Raw genomic sequence first — 26,726 nt, 5'->3', positions numbered from 1 at the left:
CGTCAGTCGAAGATGTTGAAGTTCACCTCGGACCGGGCCTGCTTGTAGCGGCTCTTCACGTCCTCGATGATGGTGCGGACCTTGTCGGAGTCCGGGTTGACGATGCGCGGCGTGACGAAGATGACCAGCTCGCGCTTGGTCGAGTCGAAGCCGCGGCTCTTGAAGAGCTCGCCGACGATGGGGATGTGACCCAGGCCGGGAATCTTCGACACGGACTTCTGCTCGTCGTGGCTGAACACGCCGGACAGGACGATGGTCTCGCCGTGGCGCACGGTGACGTTCGTCTTCACCTTGCGGGTGCGGAAGCCCGGAATCGTGGACGAGCCACCGAAGGACACCGCGACGGACGTGTCGATTTCGGAGGCCTCGGCCTCGATCTCCGTCTGGATGTTGCCGTTGCGGTCCGCCGTGGGGCGCAGGTTCAGGATGACGCCGTACTTCTTGTACTCGACGGAGAACTGGTTGTTGGTGATGAGCGGAATCGGGACCTCGCCGCCCGCCAGGAACTCCGCCTTCTCACCGCTGGCGCACACCAGCTTGGGCTGGGCGAGCAGACGGCCGTAACCGTCGTTGCCCTGGAAGCCGATGGAGAAGTCCGCGCCCGCCGTCAGGCCCAGGTTGGAGCCGCCCTGGCCGAAGGTGCCCGGGAACAGCTCCTGCGTCACCGTGGCCGCGGCGGACGCCGTGCCCGTGATGTCCAGGGGGTAGCGGATGCCGTAGCGGTCGCGGCTGTTGCGGCGGATCTCGACGAACTGGACCTCCGAGAGGATCATCCGCTTGATGCCGACCACGAGCAGGTTCTCCACCTTCTCGCCGATGGCCTTGGTGATGAGCTCCGCCTTCTGGAGGTCCTGCTGGCTCTCCACCGAGCCCTCCAGGAAGATGGTCGCGCCGACCACGTTGGCCTGCACGTTCTTGAGGCCACCCTTCTGGAACGCGGCGTTGAGGTTCTGCGCCACCAGCTTCTTGGCGTTGGGGGCGATCTTCACGAACGACTTCACGTTCGGATACAGGCTCACCACCTGCTCGATGCGGTCCGCGTCCTGCGTGGTGTAGGCCTGACCGTCCAGGTAGATGCGGTCGCCCACCATGCGGACGGAGACGCCTTCGATCTCACCCAAGAGGCGCTTGATCTCCGCGATGACGTCGTTGGGGTCCTGCTTGCGCACGTTGATGAGGTAGCTGGTGCGCTGGCCGGTGGACTTCCAGATGAGGAGGGTCGTCTTGCCTTCGGCCTGGCCGGTGACGAGCAGCTGGCCGGAGCCGAGCGTCTTCACGTCGGCGATGGACGGATCGCCGAGGGCCACCTTGCTGAGGCCCGGGATGTTGAGAACCTTCTGGGCGCCCACCCCGAGGCTGAACGTGGTGCCTTCCTGGGCCAGGGCGGAGCCGCCGGCAACCAGGGCAACGAGCGCGCCCAGGGCGGCGGCATGCGTGAAGCGTGTGAACATCGTGCGTGTCCCCTCTTCCAAAGTCTCTGCGCCTACAGTCTCTGCGCTAACCCAAGCTTTGTTGCTGCCACCACATCGCCCAGAAGGTCCCGAGCGCGATGGCCACCCCGTAGGGGATGTGTCGCTGCGCGGAGGGCTCCGTGACCGCGCGCGTCAGGCGAAGACGGACCGCCCAGCGTCGCAGCGCCGCCGCCACCGTGTCCCAGGCCGCCCCCTGCCACAGGAGCGACACCACCGCCTGGGCCGCGCCCACCAGGGAGATGAACGCGGCGGCCGCCATCGACGCTGGGAACCCCAGCACGGCGCCCACCCCGCCCATCAACTTCACGTCACCCCACCCCATCCGCCCCCGGACCGCCGCGGGCACCAGCAGCAGTGCCAGGCCCACGCCCGACACCAGCCCGCTGATGAGCCCCTGGTCCAGCCCCCCCACCCCCTCGGTGGCGAGGCGCACTCCCAGCCCCACCGCCATCAGCGGGTAGGTGACCCAGTCGAGGATCTCCCGGCGCATGACGTCCGTCACCACCGAGATCACCAGGGCCACTCCAAGGGCCGTCCACAGCGCGAGTTGTCCAGGCGTCATCCGTCGCCTGTCCCATTCGCGTCCAGGCGTCCGGTATCAAACCAGGGACGCCTGGAGCCCGTCAATTGGCGAACAGCGAGAGACCCCCTGGAACGAGGGTCGTCTCACTGTCTCAGCGGACGACGAGCCGGATTTTCTCGCTGCAGATGAAGTACTCGTCCCCGTCTTCGATCTTGCGGCGCTTGATCCGCTGCTTGTTGAACCAGGTCCCGTTGGACGAGCCCAGGTCCTCGATGATCCAGTCATGCCCTTCCTGGGCGATGACGGCGTGCTCGCGCGAGACCTTGCCGGAGTTGATGACGAAGTCGCAGTGCTTGCCGCGGCCGATGACGTAGCGCTCCTTGACGATGCGCTCCTCGCCGCCGTCCTCGGTGACCAGGTACAGCGCGGCGCCCTCCTCCTCGGCCAGCTCGTCGGCGGGCTCCTCCTCGGGCTCGGCCTGCTCCTCGTCCTCCAGGGGCGGCTCGTCCTGGTCGGGCAGCGGCTCCTCCTCCTCGACCATCTCGTCGTTGGGAGGGGGCGGCTCGTTCTTGCCCTTGATGAGGCGCTCGAGCTCCGCGGCGGTCTCCAGCACGCGCTCGGCCACCTCGCGGCGGACGGGGTCGTTGTCCAGGCCGTTGGAAGAGGAGCGCTCCTCGGGAGGAGGCGGCGCGCCACGGCCTCCCGCCCGGACGGGCGCGGGTGGCTCGGCCTTGGGAGCCGGCGCGGGCGCCAGCACCGGAGGCGCGGAGGGACGGGCGGCGGGGGCCGCCGCGACGGGGGACGGACGCGAGGGCGCGGCCACGGCGGCGGGCGCGACGTGCGCCTCCCCCCGGGACTTCGCCTCGATGAACCCGTTGAGGCGCGCGAACATGAAGAGCGCCTGGTTGATCAGGGCGTCGCGGTCCGAGCCCATCTGCTGGGCCATGTCTTCGTACGTCTCCCACAGGTGGTCGGCGATACCGACCTTGCGGGCGGGGCGTGAGTTCTGATCGATCATCGGTCTTGACTCGGACGGTACAGGATGACCCGGACTCTAACAGACACCTCTGGCCACGCCCAATTACTCGAACGCGGACAGGCCGAACGCGTTGACGGCGTTGTCGATAATCACGCTCAGGTTCAGCTGTAGAATTCCATCCGCGGAGGGGTAGGCGATGTAGGCCAGGGAGGCCCCGCCACTCTGGGCGGCCACCACGGGCCCCGGCAGCGTGTAGAACGCCAGGCCCGCGCCCGAGGACGAGGACGTGTCCACGCCGGAGATGTGGTTGCGCACGCCGGAGCCCACCGACACCACGAACCGATCACCCCGACTCAGCGCGCTGGTCGCGGTCGCACGAAGCGTGAGGGGCGGCGGCGTGGGCGGGAAGAGCGGCACGGTGATGTCGCCAGGCGTGCCACAGGGGCTGGCGGAGTCGGGCACCGTCGTCGTCTGGGTGAAGTCCGCCGGGTGGAAGTAGTAGCTCGTCGGAATCTGGTAGCCCGGCCCCGAGTCCTCCACGTCGCGGGACAGGAACTCGCCCAGGTCGTTCACCAGCACGAAGCGCTGGTCCCCGCCGACGCGCACCGTGAAGAGCGGCAGCTCCGCGCAGTCCTCGGGGATGGGCGTCGTCGTCTCGAGCACCACCTTGCCGGCCTCGCTCGCGGGCCGGATGCTCGTCACCTTGAGGTCCGTCGTGCAGCGGATGTCCTGGTTCGCCAGGACGATGGTGTCGTCGAGCCGCACCTGCCGGGAGACCTCGGTGGCCTGGGGGACCACGAAGCTCGTGGGCGTGGTCAGGTCACGCGGCAGGTCCACCATGCTCGGGAACGCGCCCTGGTAGATGAAGCGGAACACCCCGCCCACCACCGAGCCCTCGAGCAGCGTGCGCCGGGTGACGCTCGGCCCCGTCGGATTCGACGGATCACACAGGTGCTCCACCGCCTGGCTCACGTCGACGAGCGTGGAGGCGCCGCCCACCGTGATGACCTGCTCCTGCTCGTTGCGCGCCTCGACCACCACGTTGGCGCGGCGCAGGTCCAGGTCGAACTGACGCCGGTCGCTCGCGGAGAACGTGGTGATGCTGCCGTTGGATGACGGCATCAACCCCAGCAGGGGCACCGTCGCGGAGGCGTCCGTGGTGATGGTGCCCTCCGGGCCCACCAGCCGCAGCCGCAGGGTCGCCGTCGGGATGAGCGCCAGCCCCGTGGGCAGACCGTCCGGAGGGCGGATGGGCAGCATCTTCGCGCCGCTCAGGTCCGTGGCCGTCAGGCCCGTCAGCGTGTCCACGGCGAGCACACCCGTGCACTCCGTGGCGCCACCGCAGGACAGCTCGTCCTTGATGCCGAAGACGAACTGCCCCGCCTCCATCACCTGGGCCTCGTTCTGCGGCGTCTCCGAATTGTCGGGGATGGACACGCGCGGGTGCGTCACCAGGTAGCGCACCGGGAAGTTGTCGAAGCCGCCGGACAGGTCCCGCACCGCCGCGGAGGGCGTGGTGCAGTCGACGCTCGTCTCCGGGTGGGTGTCCTGCACCAGCAGCGTGCGGCCCGTCAGGCCGGTGGCCTGGCGCGTGGCCACGACGAGCTGGTCGTTCGGGAGCACCGCCATCGCCTGCACGGACTCCCCCGGCTGCAGACAGAACAGCGTCACCGCCGCGGGGACGACCTCCCCTGCCCCGAGCGCGTCGGGACCGGGCACCCACTGACGCTCGATGCGCGAGCCGCCGGTGTCGGCCTCGAAGGGCGCGTCCGGGTCCTGGATGCCGTAGTAGAGCACGCCGGGTCCTGGCGTCTGGCCCTCCGGCACGGGCGCGGGAGAGCGCGCCGCGAACGCGGTGATGAGGCTGCGGCCCTCCAGCCGGAGCACCTGCACCAGCCGGTCCGGGCCCGCGGCCACCACGGAGATCTGCGAGGCGCCGGCGCTGCGCGCGTAGACATACGGGCCCGCATGGTCGGAGCCGTCGGCCTTGTAGCCCACGTCCCGCGTGAGCGAGTCCGGCCGGTCCAGCACCGGGATGGCCAGCGTCTGCAGCGGGTTGGGCGCGGGGATGAACTGCTTGGGGTCCTTCGACAGGTCCAGGACCTGGAGCTCGTCGCGGTCCGAGGACGTGACGAAGACCAGGTCGCCGACCATGGTCAGGTCATAGGTGCCGGACAGGCCGGCGAAGCCCGTGGTGGCCTGGGTATCCGAGCAGCCGGCGCCCAGCCCGGCGCACGCGAGGAGGACGGTGAGGGTGCCGCGCTTCACGGGGAGGACTCCTGACACACGCTGGTGCCCTGACGCGTGTCGCGGAGCTGCTGCACGCCGAGCAGGGCGACCCGCCGCGCATCCTGCGGCCGGTCGAGGTTGGGGATGTCGATGACGGCGACGCGTCCGTCGCCGAAGGTGGTGGTGAACAGGCGCGCCGAGTTGCCCCGCACGTCCGCCGTCAACCCGTAGGGCTGGCTGGGCTGGGCCGGGTCCTGGTCTCCCACGAGCACCTGGGCCACCAGCTGGCCCACCTCCTCGTCGTAGATGGAGACCGCCTCGTCGCCGCTGCCCGTCACCGCCACCAGGTTGCCGCGACCGGCGGCCCGGGGGATGACCTCCAGCTCGCTGGCGCCCTCGGGCAGCGACTGCGCGGACACCACGCGCAGCGTCGGCAGGTCCGCGCGCGCGTTCTCGATGTCGATGATGAGCAGCGTGTCCGGACCTCGCGCCAGCAGGTAGACGCGCTCGCGGTCCAGGTCCACCTGCGTCGGGTCGTCGCGCCGGGGACGGGACACCACCGCCACGCCGCGCGCCTCGCGGATGGAGTAGATGCTCCGCACGTCGGACTCCAGCACGCGGTCCGTCGCGGTGCGGTCCACCAGGCGCAGCACGTACGCCGCCGACAGCGTGCCCAGCTGCTGCGTCGCGGAGCTGCGGCCGGACGCGTACAGGTACCGGCTGCCGATGGCCACCGAGTGCGCCGCGCCCGGCAACAGCCCGTTGACGCCCAGCGGGACGAAGCTCGACGTGGTCAGCGTCTCGCGCGTGGGCGCCGCGGCGGGCAGGTTCACCAGGTACCCCTGGAGGTCGGACTGCTGGACGTCCGTTGACTGCGGGCCGACGAGCTCCGTGTGCGTCACCCACACCCGGCCGTCCGGGTTGAAGCGGTCCACCGTGACGCCCAGCGGCGCCGGCGCGCCCGGGACGCCATCCTTGTTCGCGCCCGGGACGCCCACCAGCGAGAGCGCGTTGACGCGGCAGTCGCGGTTGGACGTGGACTGGGCGCACGTCAGGCCCAGCCCGTCATCCGCCACGTCGATGACCTGGAGGTAGCTGCCCTCGGCGCGCGTCGGGACGAACAGGCGGGGTGAGCGTCCAGGCGGGGTCCACAGCGTCATCTCGCCGGCGAAGCTGTCGATGCGCACGTAGCTGCGGTTGGCGTCGACCTTCAGGTCGGTCAAGAGCGCGGGGAAGCTTGCGAGCTCCCCCGCGTCGGCGAAGTCCTTGCCGAAGGGCCGCAGGCCCAGGGCGTCCAGGTCCAGCGCCGTCACCGCGCCGGATTCGTAGCACTTGTCGAAGTTGGCTCCCGCCACGTACAGGAAGCCGTTCGTGGACGAGGTGACCTCGGGGCGCCAGAAGGCGACACCGCTCGGATAGACGAGGCGAGAGGACGGCGGAGGCTTCTGCGTGGTGTCGACACAAGACGACAGCAGCAGCAGCGCGGAGGTGACGAGGTAGGGGCGCATCAGAGGGGGCGGGAGTGTAGGAAGGGGCCTCCCCCCGGGCAACCGGAAAGGGGCCGCGTCATTCCCGGGCGCACGGCAGCCGACGAACCGGCGCCCCCGGGGACGTGCTCCATCCCCCGGGGGGCAGGCGGCCTCGTGAGGGCCTCAGGCCGCGACTTCGGCCTGGATCTTCGAGAAGTCGGCCACCTGGTTGAACAGGGCGCCAATCTCCGTGAGCAGCCGGATGCGGTTCTCCCGCAGCTCCTTGTCCTCGGCCATCACCATCACCTTGTCGAAGAAGGTGTCCACCACGGGCTTCAACCCGGTGATTTCCTTGAGGGCGCCGGAGAAATCATCCCCCTGCAGCAGGCCCGTCACGGACGTGCGCGCGTGGGAGAAGGCCGCGTGGAGCTGCTTCTCGGCGTCGTCCACCAGCTTCTGGGCCTGCGTCTGCCCCCCCGCCACGTCGCGGCCCTGCTTCTCCACGATGTTGACCACGCGCTTGAAGGCCGCGGCCAGGGGCTGGAAGTCGGCCCGCCCGACGATGAGGCTCAGCGCCTCCAGGCGCTTCTGCGCGGCGACCAGGTCATCGAAGCCCGCCGCGAGCACCGCCTCCACCACGTCCGTGCGGTGCTGCTCGCCCCACAGCGCCTTGAGGCGGCCGCGGAAGAACTCCAGCACCTGCTCGCGCGGCGCGGGCTCGCCCGCCTTGCGCTTGACGTTGGCCAGCCGGGGCGCGAGCAGCCGCAGCGACTCGTCCACCGCCGCCGACAGGCTGAAGCGGTAGCCCCGCCCCAGCACCAGCCGGATGATGGCCAGACACGCGCGGCGCAGACCGAACGGGTCCGCCGCGCCGCTGGGCACCTTGCCGATGGCGAAGATGCCGCACAGCGAGTCGAGCCGGTCCGCGATGCCGATGAGAGCGCCCGCGTCCTGCGTGGGCAGCGCGTCCTCGGCGCCTCGCGGCAGGTAGTGCTCGAAGATGGCCAGGGCCACCGCGTCCGGCTCGCCGCTGGCGCGCGCGTACTCGCGGCCCATGACGCCCTGGAGCTCCGGGAACTCGCCCACCATGCCGGTGACGAGGTCCGCCTTGGCCAGCGTGGCCGCGCGCTCGATGGTGGCGCTCTCCCCTGCCCGCTTCGTCTGCCCGGCCAGCCACACCGCCAGCGAGCGGAAGCGCTCCACCTTCTCCAGATACGTGCCCAGCTGCCCCTGCCACACCACGCGGCCCAGCTTCTCCACGCGGTCGGCGAGCGGCGTCTTGCGGTCCTCGTCGAAGAAGAAGCGGCCATCCGCCAGACGCGCGCGCAGCACGCGCTGGTAGCCGCGCAGGCTCAGCTGCTCGTCGCGCACCGGCGTGTTCGACACGGCGATGAACTTGGGCAACAGCTTCCCCGCCCCGTCCACCAGCGAGAAGTAGCGCTGGTGGCTCTTCATCTCCTGCACCAGCACCTCCGGCGGCAGGTCCAGGTGTCGCTCCTCGAACGTGCCCACCACGGGGCTGGGCAGCTCCACCAGGTTCGTCACCTGGTCCACCAGGCCCTCGTCCTCGAGCAGCGCGCCGCCGGCCGCCTTCGCCGCCGCCGTCACCTTCTCCACGAGCATGGCGCGGCGCTTGCCGATGTCCGCCACCACGTTCGCCTTCGCCAGCGCGGCCTCGTAGTCCGCGGGCGCCTTCAGCTCGACGGCGCCGGGCGACAGGAAGCGGTGGCCGTACGTCACGCGGCCGCTCTTCACGTCGCCGAACACCACGGGCACCACGTCGCCGCCGAGCAGCGCCACCAGCCACTGCACGGGCCGGGCGAAGGACGACTCCACGTCCCCCCAGCGCATGGACTTGCGGAAGTTGATGGAGTGCACCGCCGCGTGCAGCGCGTCCGGGACGATGTCCGCCGCCGCGCGGCCCTTCTCCTCCACGCGCGCGGACACGTACTCGCCCTTGGCCGTCTGCGCGCGGCCCAGCTGGTCCACCGAGAGCTTCAGCCCCTCGGCGAACTTCTCCGCCGCCTTGGTGGGCTTGCCCTGCGCGTCGAACGCGGCCTTGGCGCTGGGCCCCAGCACCTCCTTCACCACGTCCTTGCCCGCGTCCGCCACGTCGCGCACCCAGACCGCCAGGCGCCGGGGCGTGCCGTAGACCTTCACCTCACCGTGCTCCAGGCGCGCGTCCGCCAGGCGCTCCGTCACCACCCGGCGCAGGTCCTCCAGCGCGGGGGCGATGAACGAGGCGGGAATCTCCTCCGCGCCCACTTCCAGGAGCAGATCACGCGCCACGGGTCACCTCCGCCTTCTCCTTCTTCTCCACCGGCTTGTTGAGCTGCACCGTCTTCCAGTAGTCACTGGCCGCCTTGCCCTCGAGGATGGCGGGCTGCTCCCCCACCGTCCACGGCGTCTTGAGCAGCGGATAGCCCAGCCGCTCGCGCATCTGGAGATACCCCTCCGCGCACAGCCGCGCGTTGTCGCGCACGCGCTTGATGAAGGCCGCGCGCTCCGTGACGGAGATGGCGCCGCGCGCGTCCAGCAGGTTGAACGTGTGCGAGCACTTCAGCGCGAAGTCGTACGCGGGCAGCGGCAACTGCCGCTCGATGAGCCGCTTGCACTCCTTCTCGTACGCATCGAACAGCGAGAAGAGCATGGCCGCGTCCGACTCCTGCAGCGCGTACCGGCTCATCTCCACCTCGTTCGGGTGGAACACCTCGCGGTACTTCACGCCCTTGACCCACTCGATGTCGAAGACGTTCTCCACGTTCTGCAGGTACATGCAGATGCGCTCGAGCCCGTACGTGAGCTCCGCGGAGACAGGCTTGCAGTCGAAGCCGCCGCACTGCTGGAAGTAGGTGAACTGCGTCACCTCCATCCCGTCACACCACACCTCCCAGCCCAGGCCCCACGCGCCGAGCGTGGGCGACTCCCAGTCGTCCTCGACGAAGCGGATGTCGTGCTCGAGCGGGTCGATGCGGATCTTCCGCAGCGACTCCAGATACAGCTCCTGCACGTTCTTGGGCGCGGGCTTGAGGATGACCTGGAACTGGTGGTGCTGGAACAGCCGGTTCGGGTTCTCACCGAAGCGGCCATCCGCGGGGCGACGCGAGGGCTGCACGTACGCCACGTTCCAGGGCTCCGGCCCCAGCGCGCGGAGGAACGTCGTCGGGGCCATGGTGCCGGCGCCGACCTCGAGGTCGTACGGCTGCGTGGAGAGGCAGCCCTGGTCGGCCCAGTGCTTCTGGAGCGTGAAGATGAGGTCCTGGAAATACATAGCGATGGGTGTCCTTCTCGCAGTGCGTCGAAGGAAAAGAGCCCGCGGACCCTATTGAGGGGGTCCGAGGGCGTCAAGGACGGCGCTCACTCCTTGTACAGAGGGAGGTCCGCCAGTCGAATCTGCAGCTTGGTCACCTCGCCGGGCTTCACCGGCGCGGACAGGCGCCGGCTCACCCCGTCGGGGCTCGTGGGGTCGACCAGCCGCAGCGTGTAGGTCCCCACCGGCAGCGGGAACTTCAACAGCGGCGTGGTGCCCAGCTGGGTGGCGCCGTCGAACACCGCCGCCCGGGGAACCGTGTAGAGGGTGATCCACCCCAGCCCGGCCTTCGCCGCGCCCTTGGGCGTGCTGGTGTCCATCACCTCCGCCAGCGCGTCCGGGTCCTTCGTCACCGTGGTGACGGGCTCATCCTCCGGCTTCTCCTTGCCGGCGTAAACCCGCGGCTTGCGGGTGACGGGCTTGGAGGCCTCGGCGGTCCGGGCCGGGTCCTCCTTCGGCGTCTCCTTCCCCTTGCGCGCCGTGGAGGTGGACGCGGGGCGCACGTCGGGCGCGGCCGGGGACGGCTCGGGCGGAGTCTCGACCTGGGCGGTGGGCTCCGGCGCGGAGGGCGCCTCCGCCTGGGCGCCCGGACGCGGGTCCGGCGCGGGCGTGGTGCCGGGGAAGCCCGGCGGCGGTCCCGGCTTCTGCTGGGGCGGCCACGCGGCGTTGAGCGTGGGGTCCGCGGGCGGCTGCGGATCCAGCTCCGCCTTCACCCAGGCCTTCGCGGACTCGAAGGCGGGGACGAACTGGGCGCGGACCATGGGCTGCGTCGAGGCCCAGCCCACGGCCCCCAGCAGCACGAGCAGGAACAGCCGCCCCATCCAGCGGGACTTCGGCTTCGCGGCCGGCGTCTGCACCGGCGTGTCCGAGCGCGACACGCCCCGGCCACGGCCCGAGGAGCCGGCGCCCGGGCGCGGAGGACGGGTGCGGAACTGCTGCGTCGACAGGTCGCTCGGCTCATCGAGCGAGTCCACGTCCTCCAGCGGCTCCTCGCGCGCGGCGGGACGCGGGCGCGGCGTGCGGGACGTGCCGCCCGCCTCCAGCAGCGCGCGCGGGGCACGCGGCGTCGTCGAGGCCGCCTCGGCCCCCGTACGCCGCTGCGGCACCGGCTTGGGTCCGCTGCCCGCGCGGGTGGGGACCTCCGGGTCCGTGGGCGTGGCCGGACGCCGCTGGGGCACCGGCTTGGGCGCGCTGCTCCCATCCGTGCGCCGCTGCGGCGTCGGCTTGGGCGCGCTGCTCCCATCCGCGCGCGCCACCGTGCGGGCCGCCGTCGGGGTCGGCAGCTGCGCGGTGGCGCCCATCTCGCCGACGTCGTCCTGCTGCAGCTCGCCGGCCGCCTCGCTCACCCGGGCGTCCTCGGCGCGGCTGGCCAGCTCCAGGAGCGTGCGCGTCTTCTGACGCTTCTCCTCGAACAGCTCGCCCATCACCGCGGTGACGCCGTCCTCGTCGAACAGCTCCGGGCCGAGCGCCGCCTCGATGGCGCGCGCCATCTCACGGCCACTGGTGAAGCGCTGCGCCGCGTCCCGGGCCAGCGAGCGCATCACCACCGCGTCCAGCGCCTCAGGGATGTCCGGGTTGGCGGCGCGGGGCGACGTGACGTCCGCCTCCACGATCTGCAACATCACCGCGGCCTCGTGCGGACCGTTGAACAGCCGCTGGCCGGTGAGCATCTCGTGGAGCATCACGCCCACGGAGAACAGGTCGCTGCGGCCGTCCATCGCGTGGCCACGCACCTGCTCCGGGGACATGTACCCGCTGGTCCCCTTCACCGTGCCCACCTGCGTGCGCCCCAGCCGCCCCCTCGCCTTCGCGATGCCGAAGTCGATCACCTTGACGACGCCGTCGTAGGTGAGCATCACGTTCTTCGGCGACACGTCCCGGTGCACCACCGCCACCGAGCGCCCCGACGGGTCCGTGAAGTGGTGCGCGTAGTGCAGCCCCAGGCACGTGTCGCGGATCACCCGACCGATGAACCCCAGCGGCAGCCCGTACTGGCGCCGCGAGGCGGCCTTGATGACCTGCTCCAGGTTCTGCCCGGGCAGGAACTCCATCGCCAGGAACAGCTCGCCGCCGTCCTCGCCCAGGTCGAAGACCTGTCCGATGTTCGCGTGCGAGAACGCCGCGGTGATCCGCGCCTCATCCAGGAACATCTGGACGAATTGCTCGTCCTTCTTGATGTCCGGGAGGATCTGCTTGACGGCGACGAACTTGCGAAATCCGCCCGGCCCCGAGGTGAAGGCGAGGAACAGCTCCGCCATTCCTCCCATCGAGAGGCGGGTGAGGATCTCGTATTTTCCAATGCGCCGCCCCCGGTCGGGATCTTCGCTGGCGCCATCCTGCCTGGCCATGAAGCCGGACATGTTAGCCGCGCGCTGCGTCCACGTCGATGACAGTCGCGCGAAAAGGACCCACCTCCTGGGTGAGCCGAGCCACCCGCCGTGCCCTCTTCCCCACGCCCGGAAGGAGTCCTCTACAGTGCGCTGTTCTCATCATGCCGGGGCGAAAGCCGAGCCCCTCGCCGAAAGGACGCCCATGTCTCGCCACGCAGCGCAGCCTCGACTCCTCGTGGGAATGCTCGCCACCCTGGTGCTGATCGCCTGTGCTCCCGCTCACGCGGACGAACAGGCCGCGGCGCCCAAGGACACGAAAACCCAGTCCTCCCCGAAGAAGGACGGCGCGAAGCAGGAAACTCCCGTGAAGGAGGACACGGAGCAGGCCGCGGAGGACGCGGCGCCGAGCAAGGGCGGCCAGTGCACCGGCAAGGCGACCTTCTGCGGCGTGTACTCGAGCGTCTTCTGCAACAGCCAGCCCGGCTGTTCCTACTCGTACTCCACCAACCGGTGCATGGGGCTGGCCATGGAGTGCACGAAGGCCACGAACGCGGCCTTCTGCGAGAAGATCAAGGGCTGCTCCTGGAAGTGAGCCGCCTTTTCAAGCGCTGAGGGCGCGCACCCGGGCCGCGAGGTTCTGCGTGAAGAGGCGGTAGATGCGCAGCGCCGCGGCCTCGTGGGTGTCCAGGTAGTGCTCGAAGGCCGTGCGGCTGATGCGCAGCGCGCGCACGGCCGTGCGCGCCCGCACGTGCGCGGACACCGGCGCGTCCTGCACCAGGGAGATCTCCCCGAGGTACTCCCCCGGCCCCAGCGAGTTGAGCAGCCGCGCGTCCGACTCCGGGCCGCTGAAGACGTCCACCGTCCCCTCCATCAGGACGAGCAGCGCCACGCCCGGCTCTCCCTTCTCCAGCACCACGGAGTCCTGCGCGAGCACCACCTGCCGGGCCTGCCGGTAGAGGTCCTTCATGTCCTCCAGCGACAGCTCGCTGAAGATGGGGATGGCCTTGAGGAAGCGATAGCCGTTGGCCACGGGCGTGGTGGAGGGCGTGTTGCGACGGCCGAGCACCGCCTCCGCCTCCGCGTTCATGCCCATGCGACGCAACAGGCGCGCGCGCTCGGTGACCATCGCCGGCTCGGCCCGCGCCACGTCGGAGCTGGTCAGCGCGTCCACCAGCACCGCGAGCGCGCGGTGCGTGAAGCCCTCGACGTCCAGCAGCCGGCACATGCGAAGCACGGCCTCGATGTAGCGCGGGTCCTCGGGCGTCACGCCGCCCAGGGCCTCCACCTCCGCGTGGGGCTGACCGAGCTCGCGGTAGAGGTCCGCCGCGTCGAAGGGGCGCTTGAGGCGCACCAGGCACTGCGCCATGGACTCACGCGCGCCCAGGCCGCGGTACACCTCCAGCGCGCGCTCCAGGGCCCCCGCGCGCTCGAAGGCCGACGCGGCGCGCTCGGACTCACCCGCGCGCAGCCAGGCCTCCGCCGCCTCCAGGTACTGGCCGCTCTGGACGTAGAGGTCGGCGGCCACGGCGTCGTCACCGCTGCCATCCATCAGCCGCGCGGCGCCCAGGAAGTCCCGGGCGCGTCGCAGCACCTCCACCAACCCGCGTCGCTCCTTCACCGGCCCCTGCGCGGCCTGCTTGCGCAGCCGCTCGCGCTGGGAGGCCCCCAGTTCCTCGTAGAGCTGCGCTGCCTGCTCCGTGTCCTCCAGCTCCACCAAAGACCGCACGGCGCGCAACGCCCCTTCTGCATCCGTCCCCATGCGTGCTCCCCCCACGCGAAGCCCCACTGTGGCTCCTGGCATGTCTCATCCTCCGGCCCGGTTGGCCGCCAGAAAAGGCCCGGTTCGACGCGTTGTATCGCGACGCCACCGACTGACACGACGCCCCCATACCTCGTACAGGCCTTAAACGTGAGATAGAAAGCATCCAGCCGGACAACATCCCATGCCCCGCGCGCGGCCCATCACCGTCTCGACCTGGACGCCCGCCGGAGCCCCCGGGGTCCAGGTCCTCCGAGTAGAGGATGACACCCGCCTGTGGACAGGCCACGCCACCGCCCACGGACTCACCGTGACGTACGCGGGCACCTTCGAGCCCCTCTCCACCGAGGCCCAGGTCCGCGCCGCGTTCCAGGGAGACCGCCGCGTGCGGTTCCTCACGCCCGGCGAGCAGACCGCCCTCTGACGACGCTCAGCGGCGGGGCCGAGTGCTCGGGCGACGTCGAGGCTTCGGTGTGCCTCGACGCGCCTGGCTCCGAGTTCCCCGACGCGCTGGCGCCTTGCCGCTCCCGGGTCCGTCGACACTCGACAGCACCAGATGCTTCAGCAGCGCGTACACCGGCCCCGGGTCGAACTTCGGATCCAACAGCGCCTGGAGCGCCAGTCCGTCGAAGCACGACTTGATGATGACGGCGTAGTGGTGGTCCAGGGGCTCGGGGCGCGAGGCCTCCCCCCCCCGATACCGCGCCACCGTGCGGGCCACCTCCAGGTCACCCTCCGCCTGGAGCTCGGAGACCGCCGAGGTGAGCTCCGCGTTGCGCAGCCCCAACGCGAACAGCTCGTAGCGCAGCCGGAACTGCTCGGGTGACGCGCGCAGGTGGCGCTCGCCCCACGCGAAGCTGGTGTCCGCCAGGTCCTCCAGCGGCGTCTCGTCCCGCAGCTTCTTGAGCTCCGCCACGTACTGCGCGCTGTGCGCGCGCGTGACGGCGAGCAGCAACGCGTCCTTGCTGCCGAAGTAGTAGTGCACCAGCCCCTGGTTCACCCCGGCCACGCGCGCCACCTCCTTCACCGTCGTCGCGTCGTAGCCCCGCTCCGCCAGCACGCGCGAGCTGGCGGCGATGAGCCGCTCCCGGGCATCCGGCTCTCCCGTGAGCGCCGGCTCCGGCGGAGGGGACGAAGGCTTCTTCGGGCTGCGTGGACGGGCCATCTGTCTCCCATAGGACGCCACACACCTACCCGCAAGCACCCCGAGGCCGGCCGCCCGGTCGCCTTGACATCACCCGGGCGCAGTCTTAGTTAGTCGTGTAACTAAATTAGTCGAACGACTAAAAACACGGGAGCACGAGATGAAGGTCCAGTCCAAGGGAGTCCTGACGGGAGTGCTGGCGGCGGCGGTGTTGATGGGTGCACCGGCGTGGGCGGACGACGCGGGCGAGCTGATTCCCTCGCGGGAGCGGGAGCGCCGGGGCGCGGTGCTGCTGGAGCTGCAGCCGCCCGCGCTGGACGCGTCGATGTACGGCGTGCGACTGGACATCTCGCCCCGGTTCGAGGGGCCGTTCTCCTTCGGACTGATAGCGCGCGCGGGCCAGTGGGGCAACGCGGTGGGCGTGCGCACGCGCTTCGAGGGGGCGGAGCTGGGCGAGGTGAAGCTCAACTACGCGGTGGGCGCGGACGCGCGCTACACGGTGACGACGTTCGCGAACGGCACGCTGCGGCCCTTCGTCGGGCTGACGGCGGGCTTCGAGGAGTTCGTGGCGCGCACGGGCAAGGGCCCTTCGCAGGGCGCGAGCACGGCGGCGTTCGTGGAGCCCGCGGTGGGACTCATGTGGCGGCCGGGTGCGGGGCGGCTGGGCCTGACGGCGCGCGGAGGCCCGGGCTTCACCTTCACGGACGTGCGCACGCTGCGCATCTCGAATGGTGAGCTGAAGCTGCGGCAGGTCTACCCGACAGCGTCCCTCGGCCTGCTCGTCGTCCTCTGAGCATCCGGCGGCCCACCGTGTCGGGCGCGCGACAGGCAAGGCCCACCCCGTCGTGCCCACCCCCTGAGTCCCTTCTTCATCGTGGTGAGCTTCCCCCCGGACGGCCCCGAATCCCGGGCGCCGTCCTTCACGTCGTCGCTTCCGACGCGTCGCTGGAGTCCGTCTCATGAGGACGTCGTTGCTGGCCCTCACGCTCGTCCTGGGCGCCCCGCTCGGGCTCGCCTGCGGGCGCTCCCCTCCCCCGCCCGCGCCGCCCACCGCCGTGCGCATCGCCACCGTGGGCCGCGCCGGGACGACGGCGGATGCGCGCTTCTCCGCGGAGATCCAGCCCGCCACGCGCGTGGACCTGGCCTTCAAGGTCGGCGGCTACGTGGAGTCCATCGCGAAGGTGAAGGACGTGGACGGACGCCCCCGCCTCATCCAGGAGGGCGACGCCGTGCGCGAGGGCATGGAGCTGGCCGCGCTGCGCAAGACGGACTACTCGCAGAAGCTCACCGAGGCCCGCGCGGCGCTCTCCCAGGCCCGCGCCGCCGAGGAGCAGGCGCGCATCAACTTCGAGCGCACGACGAAGCTCGTCGCCGCGGAGGTGTCCACGCCCGCGCAGCTCGACGCCGCCCGCACGCAGAAGGACAGCGCCGTCGGCGCCTCGGCCGTCGCCCAGGCCCGCGTGGAGGAAGCGCGCACGGCGCTCGAGGACACCCAGCTGCGCTCGCCGCTCTCCGGCGTGGTGCTCAAGCGCACCGTGGAGGTGGGCGTCCTGGCCGCGCCGGGCACCGTCGCCTTCTCGGTGGCGGAGACGCGCAGCGTCCGCGTGGTGTTCGGCGTCCCGGACACGCTCCTGCCCAGCGTCCGGCTCGGCGCGCCCCAGGCCGTCATCACCCAGGCCTTCCCCGGACAGCGCTTCGAGGGGCGCATCTCCCGCATCGCGCCCTCCGCGGACCCCAAGAGCCGCGTGTTCGCGGTGGAGGTCTCCATCCCCAACGAGGACCAGCGACTCAAGCCCGGCATGGTGGCCGCGCTGTCGCTGCGAGACGGCGGCTCCGCCCGACTCCAGCCGGAGCTGCTCGTGCCGCTGTCCTCCATCGTCCGCGCGCCCGGCAAGCCGGACGGGTTCGCCGTCTTCGTGTTCCAGCAGCAGGACGGCAAGTCACTGGTGCGTGCCCGCGAGGTGGAGCTGGGCGAGTACCTGGGCAACGTCATCCCGGTGCGCAAGGGATTGGAGGCCGGTGAGCGCATCGTCGTCACCGGCGCCAGCCTCCTGTCCGACGGCGAGGCGGTGGAGGTGATTCCGTGACGCCCGAGCAGGCGGAGCAGGCGGAGCGGGAGCGCGACGAAGCGCTGGTGCGCCACAAACACAACACCGCGCGCTACTTCACCGAGAAGCGGCAGGTGGCCTGGGTGTTCCTGGCCTTCACGCTGGTGTGGGGCGTCTACGGCTACTTCAAGATGCCCAAGGCGAAGGACCCGGTCATCGCAGTGCGCGTCGCGGTGGCCACGTGCCTGTGGCCCGGCGCGGAGGCGGAGAAGATTGAACAGCTGGTCACCCGCCGCATCGAGCAGAAGATCTCCGAGAACGCCAGCGTCGAGAAGATCGAGTCCATCAGTCGCACCAGCCTGTCCGTCGTCTACGTCACGCTGAAGGAGGACGTCGCGGACCGCGCCAAGGAGTTCGACGACATCCAGGGGCGGCTCGACACGATTCGCGACCTGCCGAGCGGCGCGGGGCCGGTGCAGTTCCTCAAGGACTTCGGCGACACCGCGACGCTGATGCTCACGGTGGCCAGCCCTCCGGCGAACGACGTGGAGCTGGAGCTGCGCTCGCGCGCCGTCGCCCGCGCCATCGAGGACGTGCGCGCGTCCGCGTCGTCCTCCGCTCCACGGGCCACGCTGGTGGTGAGCTTCCCGCCCTCCATCAACGCGACGTCCATGCAGCGCCTGGGAGACCAGGCCCTGCGCTTCTTCGACGCCCTGCCCGAGACGGATGACGCGCGCTTCATCCAGAGCCCCGGCTTCATCGGCGTGGACATGGCCACGTCCCTGGACGACGACACGCTGCTGCGACACCTGCGCGCCTTCGCCCAGGACCACCTGAGCCTGTCGGAGCTCCACCCCGACGTGTGGCGCCCCATCATCGTCCGCGACCCGAAGGACGTCCGCGCCCGACTGACGGCGAACGCGGGAGACCGCTACAGCCACCGGCAGCTCGACGACTTCACCGACACGATTCAGCGACACCTCCAGCGGCTGCCCGTCGTCTCCAAGGTCACCCGCGTGGGCGTGCTGCCGGAGAAGATCTTCCTGGAGTACTCGCAGGAGCGCCTCGCCTCCTACGGCGTCCAGGCCTCGGGGCTCGCGAACCTCATCTCCGCGCGCAACATCACCGCGCCCGGCGGCATCCTGGAGATGGGCGGCAAGAGCATCACCATCGACCCGTCGGGCGAGCTGTCCAGCGAGCGCGAGCTGGGAGACATCGTCGCCACCACGAGCACCAACGGCACGCCGGTGTACCTGCGCGACATGGTGGACGTGCGCCGCGACTACCAGAGCCCGCCGCGCTTCCTGAACTACCTGGACGCGCGCAACGCCCAGGGCGAGTTCGTCCGCAACCGCGCCATCACCCTCGCCGTCAACATGCGCCCGGGCGAGCAGATCGACACCTTCGGCCACGCCGTGAGCGAGGAGCTGGCGCACGTCCAACGGCTGCTGCCCGAAGACCTGGTCATCCGCCGCACCTCGGACCAGCCGCTCCAGGTGAAGGAGAACGTGGACCTGTTCATGTCCTCGCTCTACGAGGCCATCATCCTGGTGGTGCTCGTCGCGCTCATCGGCTTCTGGGAGTGGAGGACGGCGCTGCTGTTGGCCCTGTCCATCCCCATCACCCTGGCGATGACCTTCGGGCTGATGCACCTGTTCGGCGTGGACCTGCAGCAGATCTCCATCGCGTCGCTCATCATCGCGCTGGGCCTGCTGGTGGATGACCCCGTCGTGGCCAGCGACGCCATCAAGCGCTCGATGTCCATGGGGTGGAAGCCGCGCATCGCCGCGTGGCTCGGTCCCACGAAGCTGGCCACCGCCATCCTCTTCGCCACCCTCACCAACATCGCCGCCTACCTGCCCTTCCTCTCGCTGCCTGGAGACACGGGCAGGTTCATCCGCACCCTGCCCATCGTCCTCACGCTGTCCCTGGTCGCCTCGCGCGTGGTCTCCATGACGTTCATCCCGCTGCTGGGCTCCGCCATCCTCCGCGCGCCCGAGACGGAGACTCCCGCATCGGACCAGAAGACCTCGCGCTTCGCCCGGAGATACCAGCAGGTCGTCGGCTGGGCCATCGACCACCGGCTGCTCGTCGTCGGCGTGGCGCTGCTCGTCCTCATCGCGGGCGCGCTCGTGGGCACCCGCGTCCGCTCCGCCTTCTTCCCCAAGGACCTGTCCTATCTGTCCTACGTGGACGTCTGGCTGCCCGAGGACGCCACCCTCACCGCGACGCGCGACACCGCCAGGGACGCCACCCGCATCCTCCAGGAGGTGGCCGAGGAGTACGGCAAGGCCCACCCGAGCGACGGCAAGCCGCGCCAGGTGCTCGAGTCGGTGACGGAGTTCATCGGCGGCGGAGGTCCCCGCTTCTGGTTCTCCGTCGCACCGGAGCTCCAGCAGCTCAACTACGCGCAGCTGGTCATCCAGGTCCGAGACAAGGAGGACACCCGCATGCTGGTGCCCTTGTTCCAGGACGCGCTGTCACGCCGCATCGCCGGGGCGCGCGTCGACGTGCGCGAGCTGGAGACGGGCAAGCCCGTGGGCATCCCCGTGTCCATCCGGGTCTCCGGCGAGGACATCTCCGTGCTGCGCGACATCGCCGAGCAGGCCAAGGCCATCTTCCGCTCCGTCCCCGGCACCGCGCGCACGCGCGACGACTGGGGCAGCGACACGTTCTCCGTGAAGCTGGAGGTGGACCCGGACCGGGCCAACCTCGCGGGCGTCACCAACCTGGACGTGGCCACGTCCTCCGCCTCGGCGATGAACGGCATGACGGTGGGTCAGCTGCGCGAGGGCATCCATCAAATCGACATCGTCGCCCGGCTCCGCGCCGAGGAGCGCGCCCAGCTGGGTGACATCGAGAACCTGTACATCAGCTCGCGCAGCGGGCCCCAGAAGGTGCCCCTGCGGCAGGTCTCCCGCGTCGCCTACTCGCTCCAGACGGAGAAGATCCGCCGCCGCAACCAGTTCCGCACCATCACCATCTCCACGTTCCCGCAACAGGGCGTGCTCGCGTCGGAGGTCCTGAAGGAGGCCCGTCCGAAGCTCGATGAGCTCCAGCAGCACCTGCCCATCGGCTACACGTTGGAGATCGGCGGCGAGGCGGAGGAGCAGAAGAAGAGCTTCGCGAGCATGGTCGTCGTGCTCGGCATGCTCATCGTCGCCATCTACGTGGCGCTGGTCATCCAGTTCAAGAACGCCGTCAAGCCGCTGGTCGTGTTCGCCGCCCTGCCCTTCGGCGCGGCGGCGGCGCTGGTGTCGCTGGTCCTCATGGGCGCGCCCTTCAGCTTCATGGCCTTCCTGGGCATCATCAGCCTGATGGGCGTCATCGTCAGCCACATCATCGTGCTCTTCGACTACATCGAGGAGGCCCACGAGCGCGGAGAGTCCCTGCGCGAGTCCCTGCTCGACGCCGGGGTCCACCGCCTGCGGCCCGTGCTGGTGACGGTGGGAGCCACCGTGCTGGGGCTCATCCCCCTGGCGCTGCACGGCGGCCCGCTGTGGCAGCCGCTCTGCTACGCGCAGATCGGCGGACTCACCGTGGCCACGGTGCTCACCCTGCTGCTCGTCCCCGTCCTCTACACGCTCTTCGTGAGGGACCTGCGCTGGATTCATTGGGAGGAGCGCTGAAGCAGGCGGCGGAGCGGTCGCCGCCGCGACATTGGTCAACGACAGGACGTGACTCCAGTTTCGTGGATGGAGGTTTCGTCGCGCCCTCTGGAAAGGGTGCTCGACTGGCTGGTCCCGCTCGTGTGCACGTTCACCGTCCTGGTGACGGCCACCGTGCTGGCGGGCTGGGCGATGGCCAGCGAGCGGCTCACCCGTGTGGTCTTCCTCCCGGGAGCCGGGGTGATGATGCCCCTCACCGCCGTGGGGCAGTTCTCCATCGGCTGCGCGCTGTGGCTGCTGAGGAGGAAGTCGGCGGAGCGCCTGGCAAGGGGACTGGGGCTGGCACTGGCGCTGCTCGCCATGGTGCTGGGCGGACTGGTGCTGCTCGAGTACCTGACGCGGCGGGATTTCGGGATCGCCCCCCTCTTCTTCGCGGACACCCTCACCCGGCTGTCGCCGCACATGCCGGGCCGGCCGTCTCCCCTGACAGCGGCGAGCCTGGTGCTGCTCGGGTCCGCGCTGCTGCTGCTGCACGTCAGGACCCGCTCGGGGTGGCATCCGGCCCGTCCGCTCGCCCTGCTCGTCGCGCTCGTCTCCGCCCAGGCCCTCATCGGCTATGCGTATCTGGAGGAGGCTCCGCTGACCGCGTTCATCGGGCAGCGGGCCTTCGGGCCCTACACGCCCATGGCGCTGCACTCGGCGCTGTTGTTCCTGCTGCTCTCGGTGGGAATCCTCTCCGTGCATCCCCGATATGGACTGATGGGGGTGCTGCTGCGGGACGACGCCGGCGGCCTCATGGCGCGCAGGCTGTTGCCCGCCGTCATCACCCTGCCACTGCTCGTGTGGGGGCTGCGGCTGGTCAGCGAGGAGCTCGGCTTTCGCAGCGGCCCGTTCGGCACGTCGGTCTTCGCGCTCGTCACGGTGCTCGCCTTCGTGCTCCTGCTGGCTCGCAACGCGAACGCCCTCTCCCGACTGGATGCGCGTCAGCGCGAAGTGGCGCAGTCGCTGCGCATCTCCGAGGCCCGCTTCGCCGGCATCGTCAACAACGCCGCGGACGCCATCATCGCCGTCGACGAGCAGCGGAACATCACCCTGTTCAACACCGGCGCCGAGCGCATCTTCGGCTACGCCGCGGGCGAGGTGCTGGGCAGGTCGATGGACCTGTTGCTGAGCGGCCCCCTGGACCTCCCGGCGCGGGAGGCCGCCGGAACAGGCCCGGGCGACGAGGAGGGAAGACCCCTGTCCGGCCGTCGCAGGAGTGGGGAGGTGTTTCCCGCGGAGGCCACGCTCGCCGACGTGCGGGTGGATGATGTCGCGTTCAGGGCCGTCATCCTGCGCGACCTGAGCGCGCGGGTGCGAGCGGAGGAGGCCCGGCGCAACCGGGAGGAGCTGTTCCGCACCGCCTTCGACCATGCCCCCATCGGCATGTCCCTGGTTGGCCTGGACGGACACTTCCTGAACGTGAACGAGGCGCTGAGCCAGATGCTCGGGTACACGCGCGAGGAGCTGTGCGCGATGACATTCCAGGACCTCACCCACCCGGAGGACCTGGAGGGGGACCTGCTCCAGGTGGGGCGGCTGCTGGATGGGGAGCTGGGCACGTATCAGCTCGAGAAACGCTACCGTCACAAGCTGGGCCACTTGGTGTACGTCCTGCTCACCGCGTCCCTCGTCCACGATTCGAAGGGCAGACCGCTGCACTTCATCTCCCAGGTGCAGGACATCTCCGAGCGCAAGCAGCAGGAGCGGGAGCAGCGCCTGCTGGCGGAGGCTGGGCCCAGGCTCGCCAGCTCGCTGGACCCGGGGACGACGGTCACCACGGTGTCGCGGCTGCTCGTCCCAGCGCTCGCGGACTTCTGCGTCGTGACGATGATCGACGAGCACGGGAAGGTCCAACGCCGCGAGTGCCTCGCCTCCACGCACGAGAGGACGCTGTTGATGGAGGAGCTGTTCGGCGCGTATCCGCAGGCCCACCTGCGGCGGGGACATGCGTTGGCGGAGGTCTTCACCAGCGGCCAGTCGCTGCTGCTGGAAGAGGTCCCCGCGTCGCTCCTGGAGAGCACCGCGGAGGATGCCCGGCACCTGGACCTGCTTCGACGGCTCGCGCCCCGCTCCATCATCGTGGTGCCGCTGAGCGCGCGCGGGCACACGGTGGGCGTCGTCGCGCTGGGCACCTCCGAGTCCGGGCGGAGCTACGGGCGTCGGGACCTGGCGCTCGTCGAGGAGCTGGCGCGGCGCGCGGCGCTGGCCATCGACAACGCGAGCCTGCATGCGCGCTCCGAGCAGGCCACGCACCTTCGCGACGAGGTGCTGCGCATCGTCGCCCATGACCTGCGCGCGCCCCTGAATGTCATCTCGCTGAGCGCGGGGACGATGATGAAGCGCTCGCCGGCGGAGCGCGCCGCGGACTCGCGTCCACTGACCTCCATCCAGAAGGCGGTCACCCGGGCGACCGCGCTCATCGCGGACCTGCTGGATGTCGCGCGGATGCAGGGCGGCAGCCTCACCGTGGACCGTCGGCCGGAGTCGACGATGGCGCTGCTCACGGAGGCATTGGAGCTGCACCGGGCGCTGGCCGAGGCCCAGTCCGTCCATCTCCAGTTGGACGTCAGCCGCGACACGCCGGACCTCTTCGTGGACCGGGACCGGGTGCTGCAGCTCTTCTCCAACCTGATTGGCAACGCGCTGAAGTTCACCCCGATGGGCGGCTGCATCGTCCTGCGCGCGCGCCCGTGGGGGGAGATGGTGCGCTGCTCGGTGAGCGACACGGGCTCGGGGATTCCCCCCGAGGACCAGCACCACCTGTTCGAGCCCTTCTGGCAGGCCCGGAGCCGCGCCAAGGAAGGCGCGGGCCTTGGGCTCACCATCGTCAAGGGCATCACCGAGGCCCATGGCGGCCGGGTCTGGGTGGACAGCCAGCCCGGACTCGGCACCACCTTCTACTGCTCACTGCCCGCCATCCACTCGGCGGACAGCTCCCTCACCTGGCACGTCTGAGGCCGCGCTCAGTGCGTCGCGGGCGTGGACCCGTTGTGGCCCGGCGCGTGGCGTGGGCCGCGCGTACGGGGATCGGGGACCTCCGGTGCCGGGGTGCTCGCGGCGCGCTCCAGTGCGTCCTCCGTGAAGACACTCAACCCGAGCTCCGGCCGGTAGCCGTGGACCTCCTTCACGTCCAGCTTCCGCATGAACTCCACGATGCCCGGGCTCACCTCCTGCCCCGGCACCAGGATGGGGAAGCCCGGCGGATACGGCACCACGAAGCGCGTGGACACCAGCCGCCGCCCCGAGTCCAGCGCCTGCGCGGCCTCCGGCAACGTCACGAACTCCGCGTTCTCCTCGCGGTACGCCAGGAAGAAGGCGCTGCGCAAGTCGCCCTCCCCCACTCCGCCCGACGGCTGGAACGCCGGATGGAACCCGCTGAAGTCCGGCAGCGGCGGCAGCTCCTCGGTGATGGCGCGCACCTTCGCGTCGAACAGCCTGCGCTCCGCGCCCGTCGCCTGCGCCAGCGTCGCCTCCAGTCGCTCCGCCTCGTGCCGGAGCCCGTCCAGGAGGAACGACAGCGAGCCCCACGTCACGCCAATCGTCGCGTTCATCAGCACCGTGTTGATGGACGTGTGGTTCACCTGGATGCCCAGCCGCTCCATCAACACCTTGCTCCGGAACTCGAACCCGTTGCGCCCGGTGAGCGCGGTGAAGAGCGTCAGGCGCGTCGGGTCCAGCACGAACTCGTCCTGCGCCCACGCCCGCGTCATCTCGTCCACGCCCGCCGAGCCCGGCCCCACGTAGCGGTTCAACCCCGAGCTCCGGAACACCTCCGGCACCATCTGCTCCGCGTCCAGCAGCCGCAGGTATCGATGCAGCAGCGGGTCCTCGCGCAGCCGCTCGCGCATCCGCATCGCCAGCTGGTAGGCCTCCTTCACCATCGCGAAGCCCTCCAGGTCCATCTGTCGGCGCGCCAGGTCCAGCGACGCCACGAGCTGGTGGTTCGGCGACGTGGTGATGTGCGTGAAGTACGCCTCCGTCAGCGGCGCGGCCGCGCGGCGCTCGAAGTCCTCGTCCCAGACGTGCAGCATCGAGGCCTGACGGAACGCCGACAGCGACTTGTGCGTGGACTGTGTCGCGTACACGCGCACGCGCACCTTGTCCGGGTCCGGCAGCAGTCGCTCCTCCAGCGCGCGGGCCCCCGCCACCGCGTCCCCGTCTCCGCGCCGTGCACGCCACGCCCGGTACTCCTCGCGGAACGCGCGGCTGCGCAGCCGCTCCGCCAGCTTCTGCGCGGCCCGCATCGCCGTGCGCTGACGCGCCAGCGGCATGAACGTGGCGTAGGCGAACCACGCCTCATCCCAGAGGAACGCCAGGTCCGGCTTGATGGCCAGCAGCTCCTCCATCACCCGCTCCGGGTGGTAGACGAGCCCGTCGAAGGTGCAGTTGGTCAACACCACCAGCTTCACCCGGTCCAACCGCCCCGCGGACTTCAGCTCCAGGAGCTTCGCCTTCAGCGTGCTCAGCGCCACGCCGCCGTACATCGCGAACTCCCGCACCGGATACGCATCCAGGTACACCGTGTGCGCGCCCGCCAGCACCAGCCCGTAGTGGTGCGACTTGTGGCAGTTGCGGTCGATGAGCACCACGTCACCGGGCTGGAGCAGCGTCTGGTGGACGATCTTGTTCGCCGTCGACGTGCCGTTGGTGACGAAGAACGTCTGCTGCGCGCCGAACGTCTTGGCCGCCTTCTCCTGCGCCTGCTTGATGGAGCCCGTCGGCTCCAACAGGGAGTCCAGTCCACCCGCGGTGGAGGAGGACTCCGCCATGAACAGGTTGGGCCCGTAGAACTCCCCCATGTCCCGCAGCCAGCGCGAGTTGTACACCGAGTGGCCTCGGGCAATCGGCAGCGCGTGGAAGTTGCCGATGGGCCGCGAGGCGTAGTGCTTGAGCGCGTCGAAGAACGGCGTCCGGTAGCGCTCGCGCACGCCGTCCACCACCGTGACGTTCAGCTCGTGCGCGGACTCGTACCGGTAGAAGACGCGGTCGAACAGGCGCTCGGTGTGCATCTCCCGCCCCACCAGGGACTCGTCGGTGATGAGGTAGACGTTGAGGTGTGGACGCAGCCGCCGCACCCAGCGCGCCACCACGAGCCCCGCCTCGTCGCCGTTGCGCTCCGCCTCCGCGAGGATGGGCTCCAGCGTGGAGCGAAGCTGCTTCACGGGCGAGCGCGAGCGCAGCGGCAGGTCCTGCCGCACCACGCACACCTGCACGTCGTCGTTGACGAGCACCGCCACCAGCGCGTCCTCCACCGAGCGCACCTGGAGCAGCTCGTAGAGGAACTGGTGCTCCCCGCGCTGCGCCTCGAGCATCCCGCGGTGGACCCGCTCGAAGTCCGCCGCCGCCATGTCATCCACCACCAGCGTGGTGAAGTAGTGCGAGCCCTCCGGCGCCGCCGCGCGCGTCCCATCCAGGTCCGTGAGCAGACAGGCGCGGTCGCGATGCAGGCTCAACAGGCCCACCAGCCGACGCACCTCCTCGGCCAGCTCCTCCACGTCGTGCCGACGCGCCATCTCCGCCAGCCTCTGCAGCCGGGCCTCGCCCGGGAACACGAAGAGCCGCTCGATGGGGTGCACCTCCGCGAAGAGCGAGAGCACCTGCTCCATGTGCTCGGGCGACACCTGCCCCTCGGCGTGCCGCGCCTCCAGCCGCGTCACCTCCTCCCGCAGCCGGTTCCACACGTCCAGTCGGACCTGCTCGGGATTGAAGACCGCGGACAACAGGTGTGCCTGGACACCGGACTCCAGCGAGCTCAGGGGCTCCGCCATGGCGGCACGCCCTCCTTTCGTCGACGGGCACGGGCGGAGCGCCGT

The 26,726-nt window shown here is 70.4% G+C and carries 17 protein-coding genes; 6 read left to right on the top strand and 11 right to left on the bottom strand.

Annotated features, from left to right (window positions below; translation table 11 throughout):
* Positions 1-2: 2 nt before the first annotated feature.
* The 8 genes from AC6JA9_RS19080 to AC6JA9_RS19045 all read right to left on the bottom strand — a co-directional run bounded on the left by AC6JA9_RS19080 (position 3) and on the right by AC6JA9_RS19045 (position 12,330).
* Positions 3-1,451 carry a type II and III secretion system protein family protein gene (locus AC6JA9_RS19080; protein WP_141332561.1) on the bottom strand — a complete coding sequence of 483 codons (1,449 nt, stop codon included), beginning with the start codon at positions 1,449-1,451 and terminating at the stop codon, positions 3-5.
* Between the two features lie 46 nt (positions 1,452-1,497).
* A complete protein-coding gene (locus AC6JA9_RS19075) occupies positions 1,498-2,034 on the bottom strand; it encodes an A24 family peptidase (protein WP_473569159.1) in 537 nt (178 codons plus the stop codon).
* A gap of 112 nt (positions 2,035-2,146) precedes the next feature.
* Complete coding sequence (locus tag AC6JA9_RS19070) at positions 2,147-3,013, bottom strand: FHA domain-containing protein (protein WP_473569161.1); 867 nt, start codon at positions 3,011-3,013, stop codon at positions 2,147-2,149.
* A 63-nt stretch (positions 3,014-3,076) separates the two neighbouring features.
* Positions 3,077-5,242: a hypothetical protein gene (locus AC6JA9_RS19065; protein ID WP_497960363.1), complete on the bottom strand. Its 2,166-nt coding sequence runs from the start codon at positions 5,240-5,242 to the stop codon at positions 3,077-3,079.
* Positions 5,239-6,711: a YncE family protein gene (locus AC6JA9_RS19060; protein ID WP_497960362.1), complete on the bottom strand. Its 1,473-nt coding sequence runs from the start codon at positions 6,709-6,711 to the stop codon at positions 5,239-5,241. The genes AC6JA9_RS19065 and AC6JA9_RS19060 overlap by 4 nt, the downstream gene beginning before the upstream one ends.
* A gap of 144 nt (positions 6,712-6,855) precedes the next feature.
* Positions 6,856-8,961, bottom strand: a complete 2,106-nt coding sequence (gene glyS / locus AC6JA9_RS19055; RefSeq protein WP_497960361.1) for a glycine--tRNA ligase subunit beta — start codon at positions 8,959-8,961, stop codon at positions 6,856-6,858.
* On the bottom strand, positions 8,951-9,943 hold the full coding sequence (gene glyQ / locus AC6JA9_RS19050; RefSeq protein WP_046713338.1) for a glycine--tRNA ligase subunit alpha: 993 nt from the start codon (positions 9,941-9,943) through the stop codon (positions 8,951-8,953). The genes glyS and glyQ overlap by 11 nt, the downstream gene beginning before the upstream one ends.
* Positions 9,944-10,029: 86 nt before the next feature.
* Positions 10,030-12,330: a serine/threonine-protein kinase gene (locus AC6JA9_RS19045; protein ID WP_473569367.1), complete on the bottom strand. Its 2,301-nt coding sequence runs from the start codon at positions 12,328-12,330 to the stop codon at positions 10,030-10,032.
* A 184-nt stretch (positions 12,331-12,514) separates the two neighbouring features.
* Between AC6JA9_RS19045 and AC6JA9_RS19040 the strand changes: the two genes are divergently transcribed.
* The gene (locus AC6JA9_RS19040; RefSeq protein WP_223751579.1) at positions 12,515-12,904 is read left to right on the top strand and encodes a hypothetical protein; all 390 of its coding nucleotides are present in this window, start codon (positions 12,515-12,517) and stop codon (positions 12,902-12,904) included.
* Positions 12,905-12,913: 9 nt separating this feature from the next.
* Here the strand turns inward: AC6JA9_RS19040 and AC6JA9_RS19035 are convergent, their stop codons facing one another.
* A complete protein-coding gene (locus AC6JA9_RS19035) occupies positions 12,914-14,113 on the bottom strand; it encodes a cyclic nucleotide-binding domain-containing protein (RefSeq protein WP_370642034.1) in 1,200 nt (399 codons plus the stop codon).
* A gap of 142 nt (positions 14,114-14,255) precedes the next feature.
* Between AC6JA9_RS19035 and AC6JA9_RS19030 the strand changes: the two genes are divergently transcribed.
* Positions 14,256-14,495 carry a hypothetical protein gene (locus AC6JA9_RS19030; RefSeq protein WP_497960359.1) on the top strand — a complete coding sequence of 80 codons (240 nt, stop codon included), beginning with the start codon at positions 14,256-14,258 and terminating at the stop codon, positions 14,493-14,495.
* A gap of 6 nt (positions 14,496-14,501) precedes the next feature.
* Here the strand turns inward: AC6JA9_RS19030 and AC6JA9_RS19025 are convergent, their stop codons facing one another.
* The gene (locus tag AC6JA9_RS19025) at positions 14,502-15,236 is read right to left on the bottom strand and encodes a TetR/AcrR family transcriptional regulator (protein WP_223751576.1); all 735 of its coding nucleotides are present in this window, start codon (positions 15,234-15,236) and stop codon (positions 14,502-14,504) included.
* Positions 15,237-15,375: 139 nt separating this feature from the next.
* Between AC6JA9_RS19025 and AC6JA9_RS19020 the strand changes: the two genes are divergently transcribed.
* The 4 genes from AC6JA9_RS19020 (at position 15,376) to AC6JA9_RS19005 (ending at position 23,868) form a co-directional block, all read left to right on the top strand.
* Positions 15,376-16,008, top strand: a complete 633-nt coding sequence (locus AC6JA9_RS19020) for a hypothetical protein (protein ID WP_497960357.1) — start codon at positions 15,376-15,378, stop codon at positions 16,006-16,008.
* Positions 16,009-16,174: 166 nt separating this feature from the next.
* On the top strand, positions 16,175-17,302 hold the full coding sequence (locus AC6JA9_RS19015) for an efflux RND transporter periplasmic adaptor subunit (protein ID WP_223751574.1): 1,128 nt from the start codon (positions 16,175-16,177) through the stop codon (positions 17,300-17,302).
* A complete protein-coding gene (locus AC6JA9_RS19010) occupies positions 17,299-20,892 on the top strand; it encodes an efflux RND transporter permease subunit (RefSeq protein WP_223751573.1) in 3,594 nt (1,197 codons plus the stop codon). The genes AC6JA9_RS19015 and AC6JA9_RS19010 overlap by 4 nt, the downstream gene beginning before the upstream one ends.
* 96 nt (positions 20,893-20,988) lie before the next feature.
* Positions 20,989-23,868: a sensor histidine kinase gene (locus AC6JA9_RS19005; RefSeq protein ID WP_223785772.1), complete on the top strand. Its 2,880-nt coding sequence runs from the start codon at positions 20,989-20,991 to the stop codon at positions 23,866-23,868.
* Between the two features lie 8 nt (positions 23,869-23,876).
* Here AC6JA9_RS19005 and AC6JA9_RS19000 read toward each other — a convergent pair whose 3' ends face one another.
* Positions 23,877-26,681, bottom strand: a complete 2,805-nt coding sequence (locus AC6JA9_RS19000; protein WP_497960355.1) for an aminotransferase class I/II-fold pyridoxal phosphate-dependent enzyme — start codon at positions 26,679-26,681, stop codon at positions 23,877-23,879.
* Positions 26,682-26,726 lie beyond the last annotated feature (45 nt).

The organism is Myxococcus sp. MH1, assembly GCF_059738865.1.
Note: the sequence above shows the minus strand (reverse complement) of the source record. Positions and strands in the feature narration are given on the sequence as shown.

What these genes read in the sequence shown, in the direction of transcription:
- AC6JA9_RS19080 (WP_141332561.1), bottom strand. Translation starts at nt 1,451, where the DNA reads ATGTTCACACGCTTCACGCATGCCGCCGCCCTGGGCGCGCTCGTTGCC.
- AC6JA9_RS19075 (WP_473569159.1), bottom strand. Translation starts at nt 2,034, where the DNA reads ATGACGCCTGGACAACTCGCGCTGTGGACGGCCCTTGGAGTGGCCCTG.
- AC6JA9_RS19070 (WP_473569161.1), bottom strand. Translation starts at nt 3,013, where the DNA reads ATGATCGATCAGAACTCACGCCCCGCCCGCAAGGTCGGTATCGCCGAC.
- AC6JA9_RS19060 (WP_497960362.1), bottom strand. Translation starts at nt 6,711, where the DNA reads ATGCGCCCCTACCTCGTCACCTCCGCGCTGCTGCTGCTGTCGTCTTGT.
- glyQ (WP_046713338.1), bottom strand. Translation starts at nt 9,943, where the DNA reads ATGTATTTCCAGGACCTCATCTTCACGCTCCAGAAGCACTGGGCCGAC.
- AC6JA9_RS19045 (WP_473569367.1), bottom strand. Translation starts at nt 12,330, where the DNA reads ATGGCCAGGCAGGATGGCGCCAGCGAAGATCCCGACCGGGGGCGGCGC.
- AC6JA9_RS19040 (WP_223751579.1), top strand. Translation starts at nt 12,515, where the DNA reads ATGTCTCGCCACGCAGCGCAGCCTCGACTCCTCGTGGGAATGCTCGCC.
- AC6JA9_RS19035 (WP_370642034.1), bottom strand. Translation starts at nt 14,113, where the DNA reads ATGCCAGGAGCCACAGTGGGGCTTCGCGTGGGGGGAGCACGCATGGGG.
- AC6JA9_RS19030 (WP_497960359.1), top strand. Translation starts at nt 14,256, where the DNA reads ATGCCCCGCGCGCGGCCCATCACCGTCTCGACCTGGACGCCCGCCGGA.
- AC6JA9_RS19025 (WP_223751576.1), bottom strand. Translation starts at nt 15,236, where the DNA reads ATGGCCCGTCCACGCAGCCCGAAGAAGCCTTCGTCCCCTCCGCCGGAG.
- AC6JA9_RS19020 (WP_497960357.1), top strand. Translation starts at nt 15,376, where the DNA reads ATGAAGGTCCAGTCCAAGGGAGTCCTGACGGGAGTGCTGGCGGCGGCG.
- AC6JA9_RS19015 (WP_223751574.1), top strand. Translation starts at nt 16,175, where the DNA reads ATGAGGACGTCGTTGCTGGCCCTCACGCTCGTCCTGGGCGCCCCGCTC.
- AC6JA9_RS19000 (WP_497960355.1), bottom strand. Translation starts at nt 26,681, where the DNA reads ATGGCGGAGCCCCTGAGCTCGCTGGAGTCCGGTGTCCAGGCACACCTG.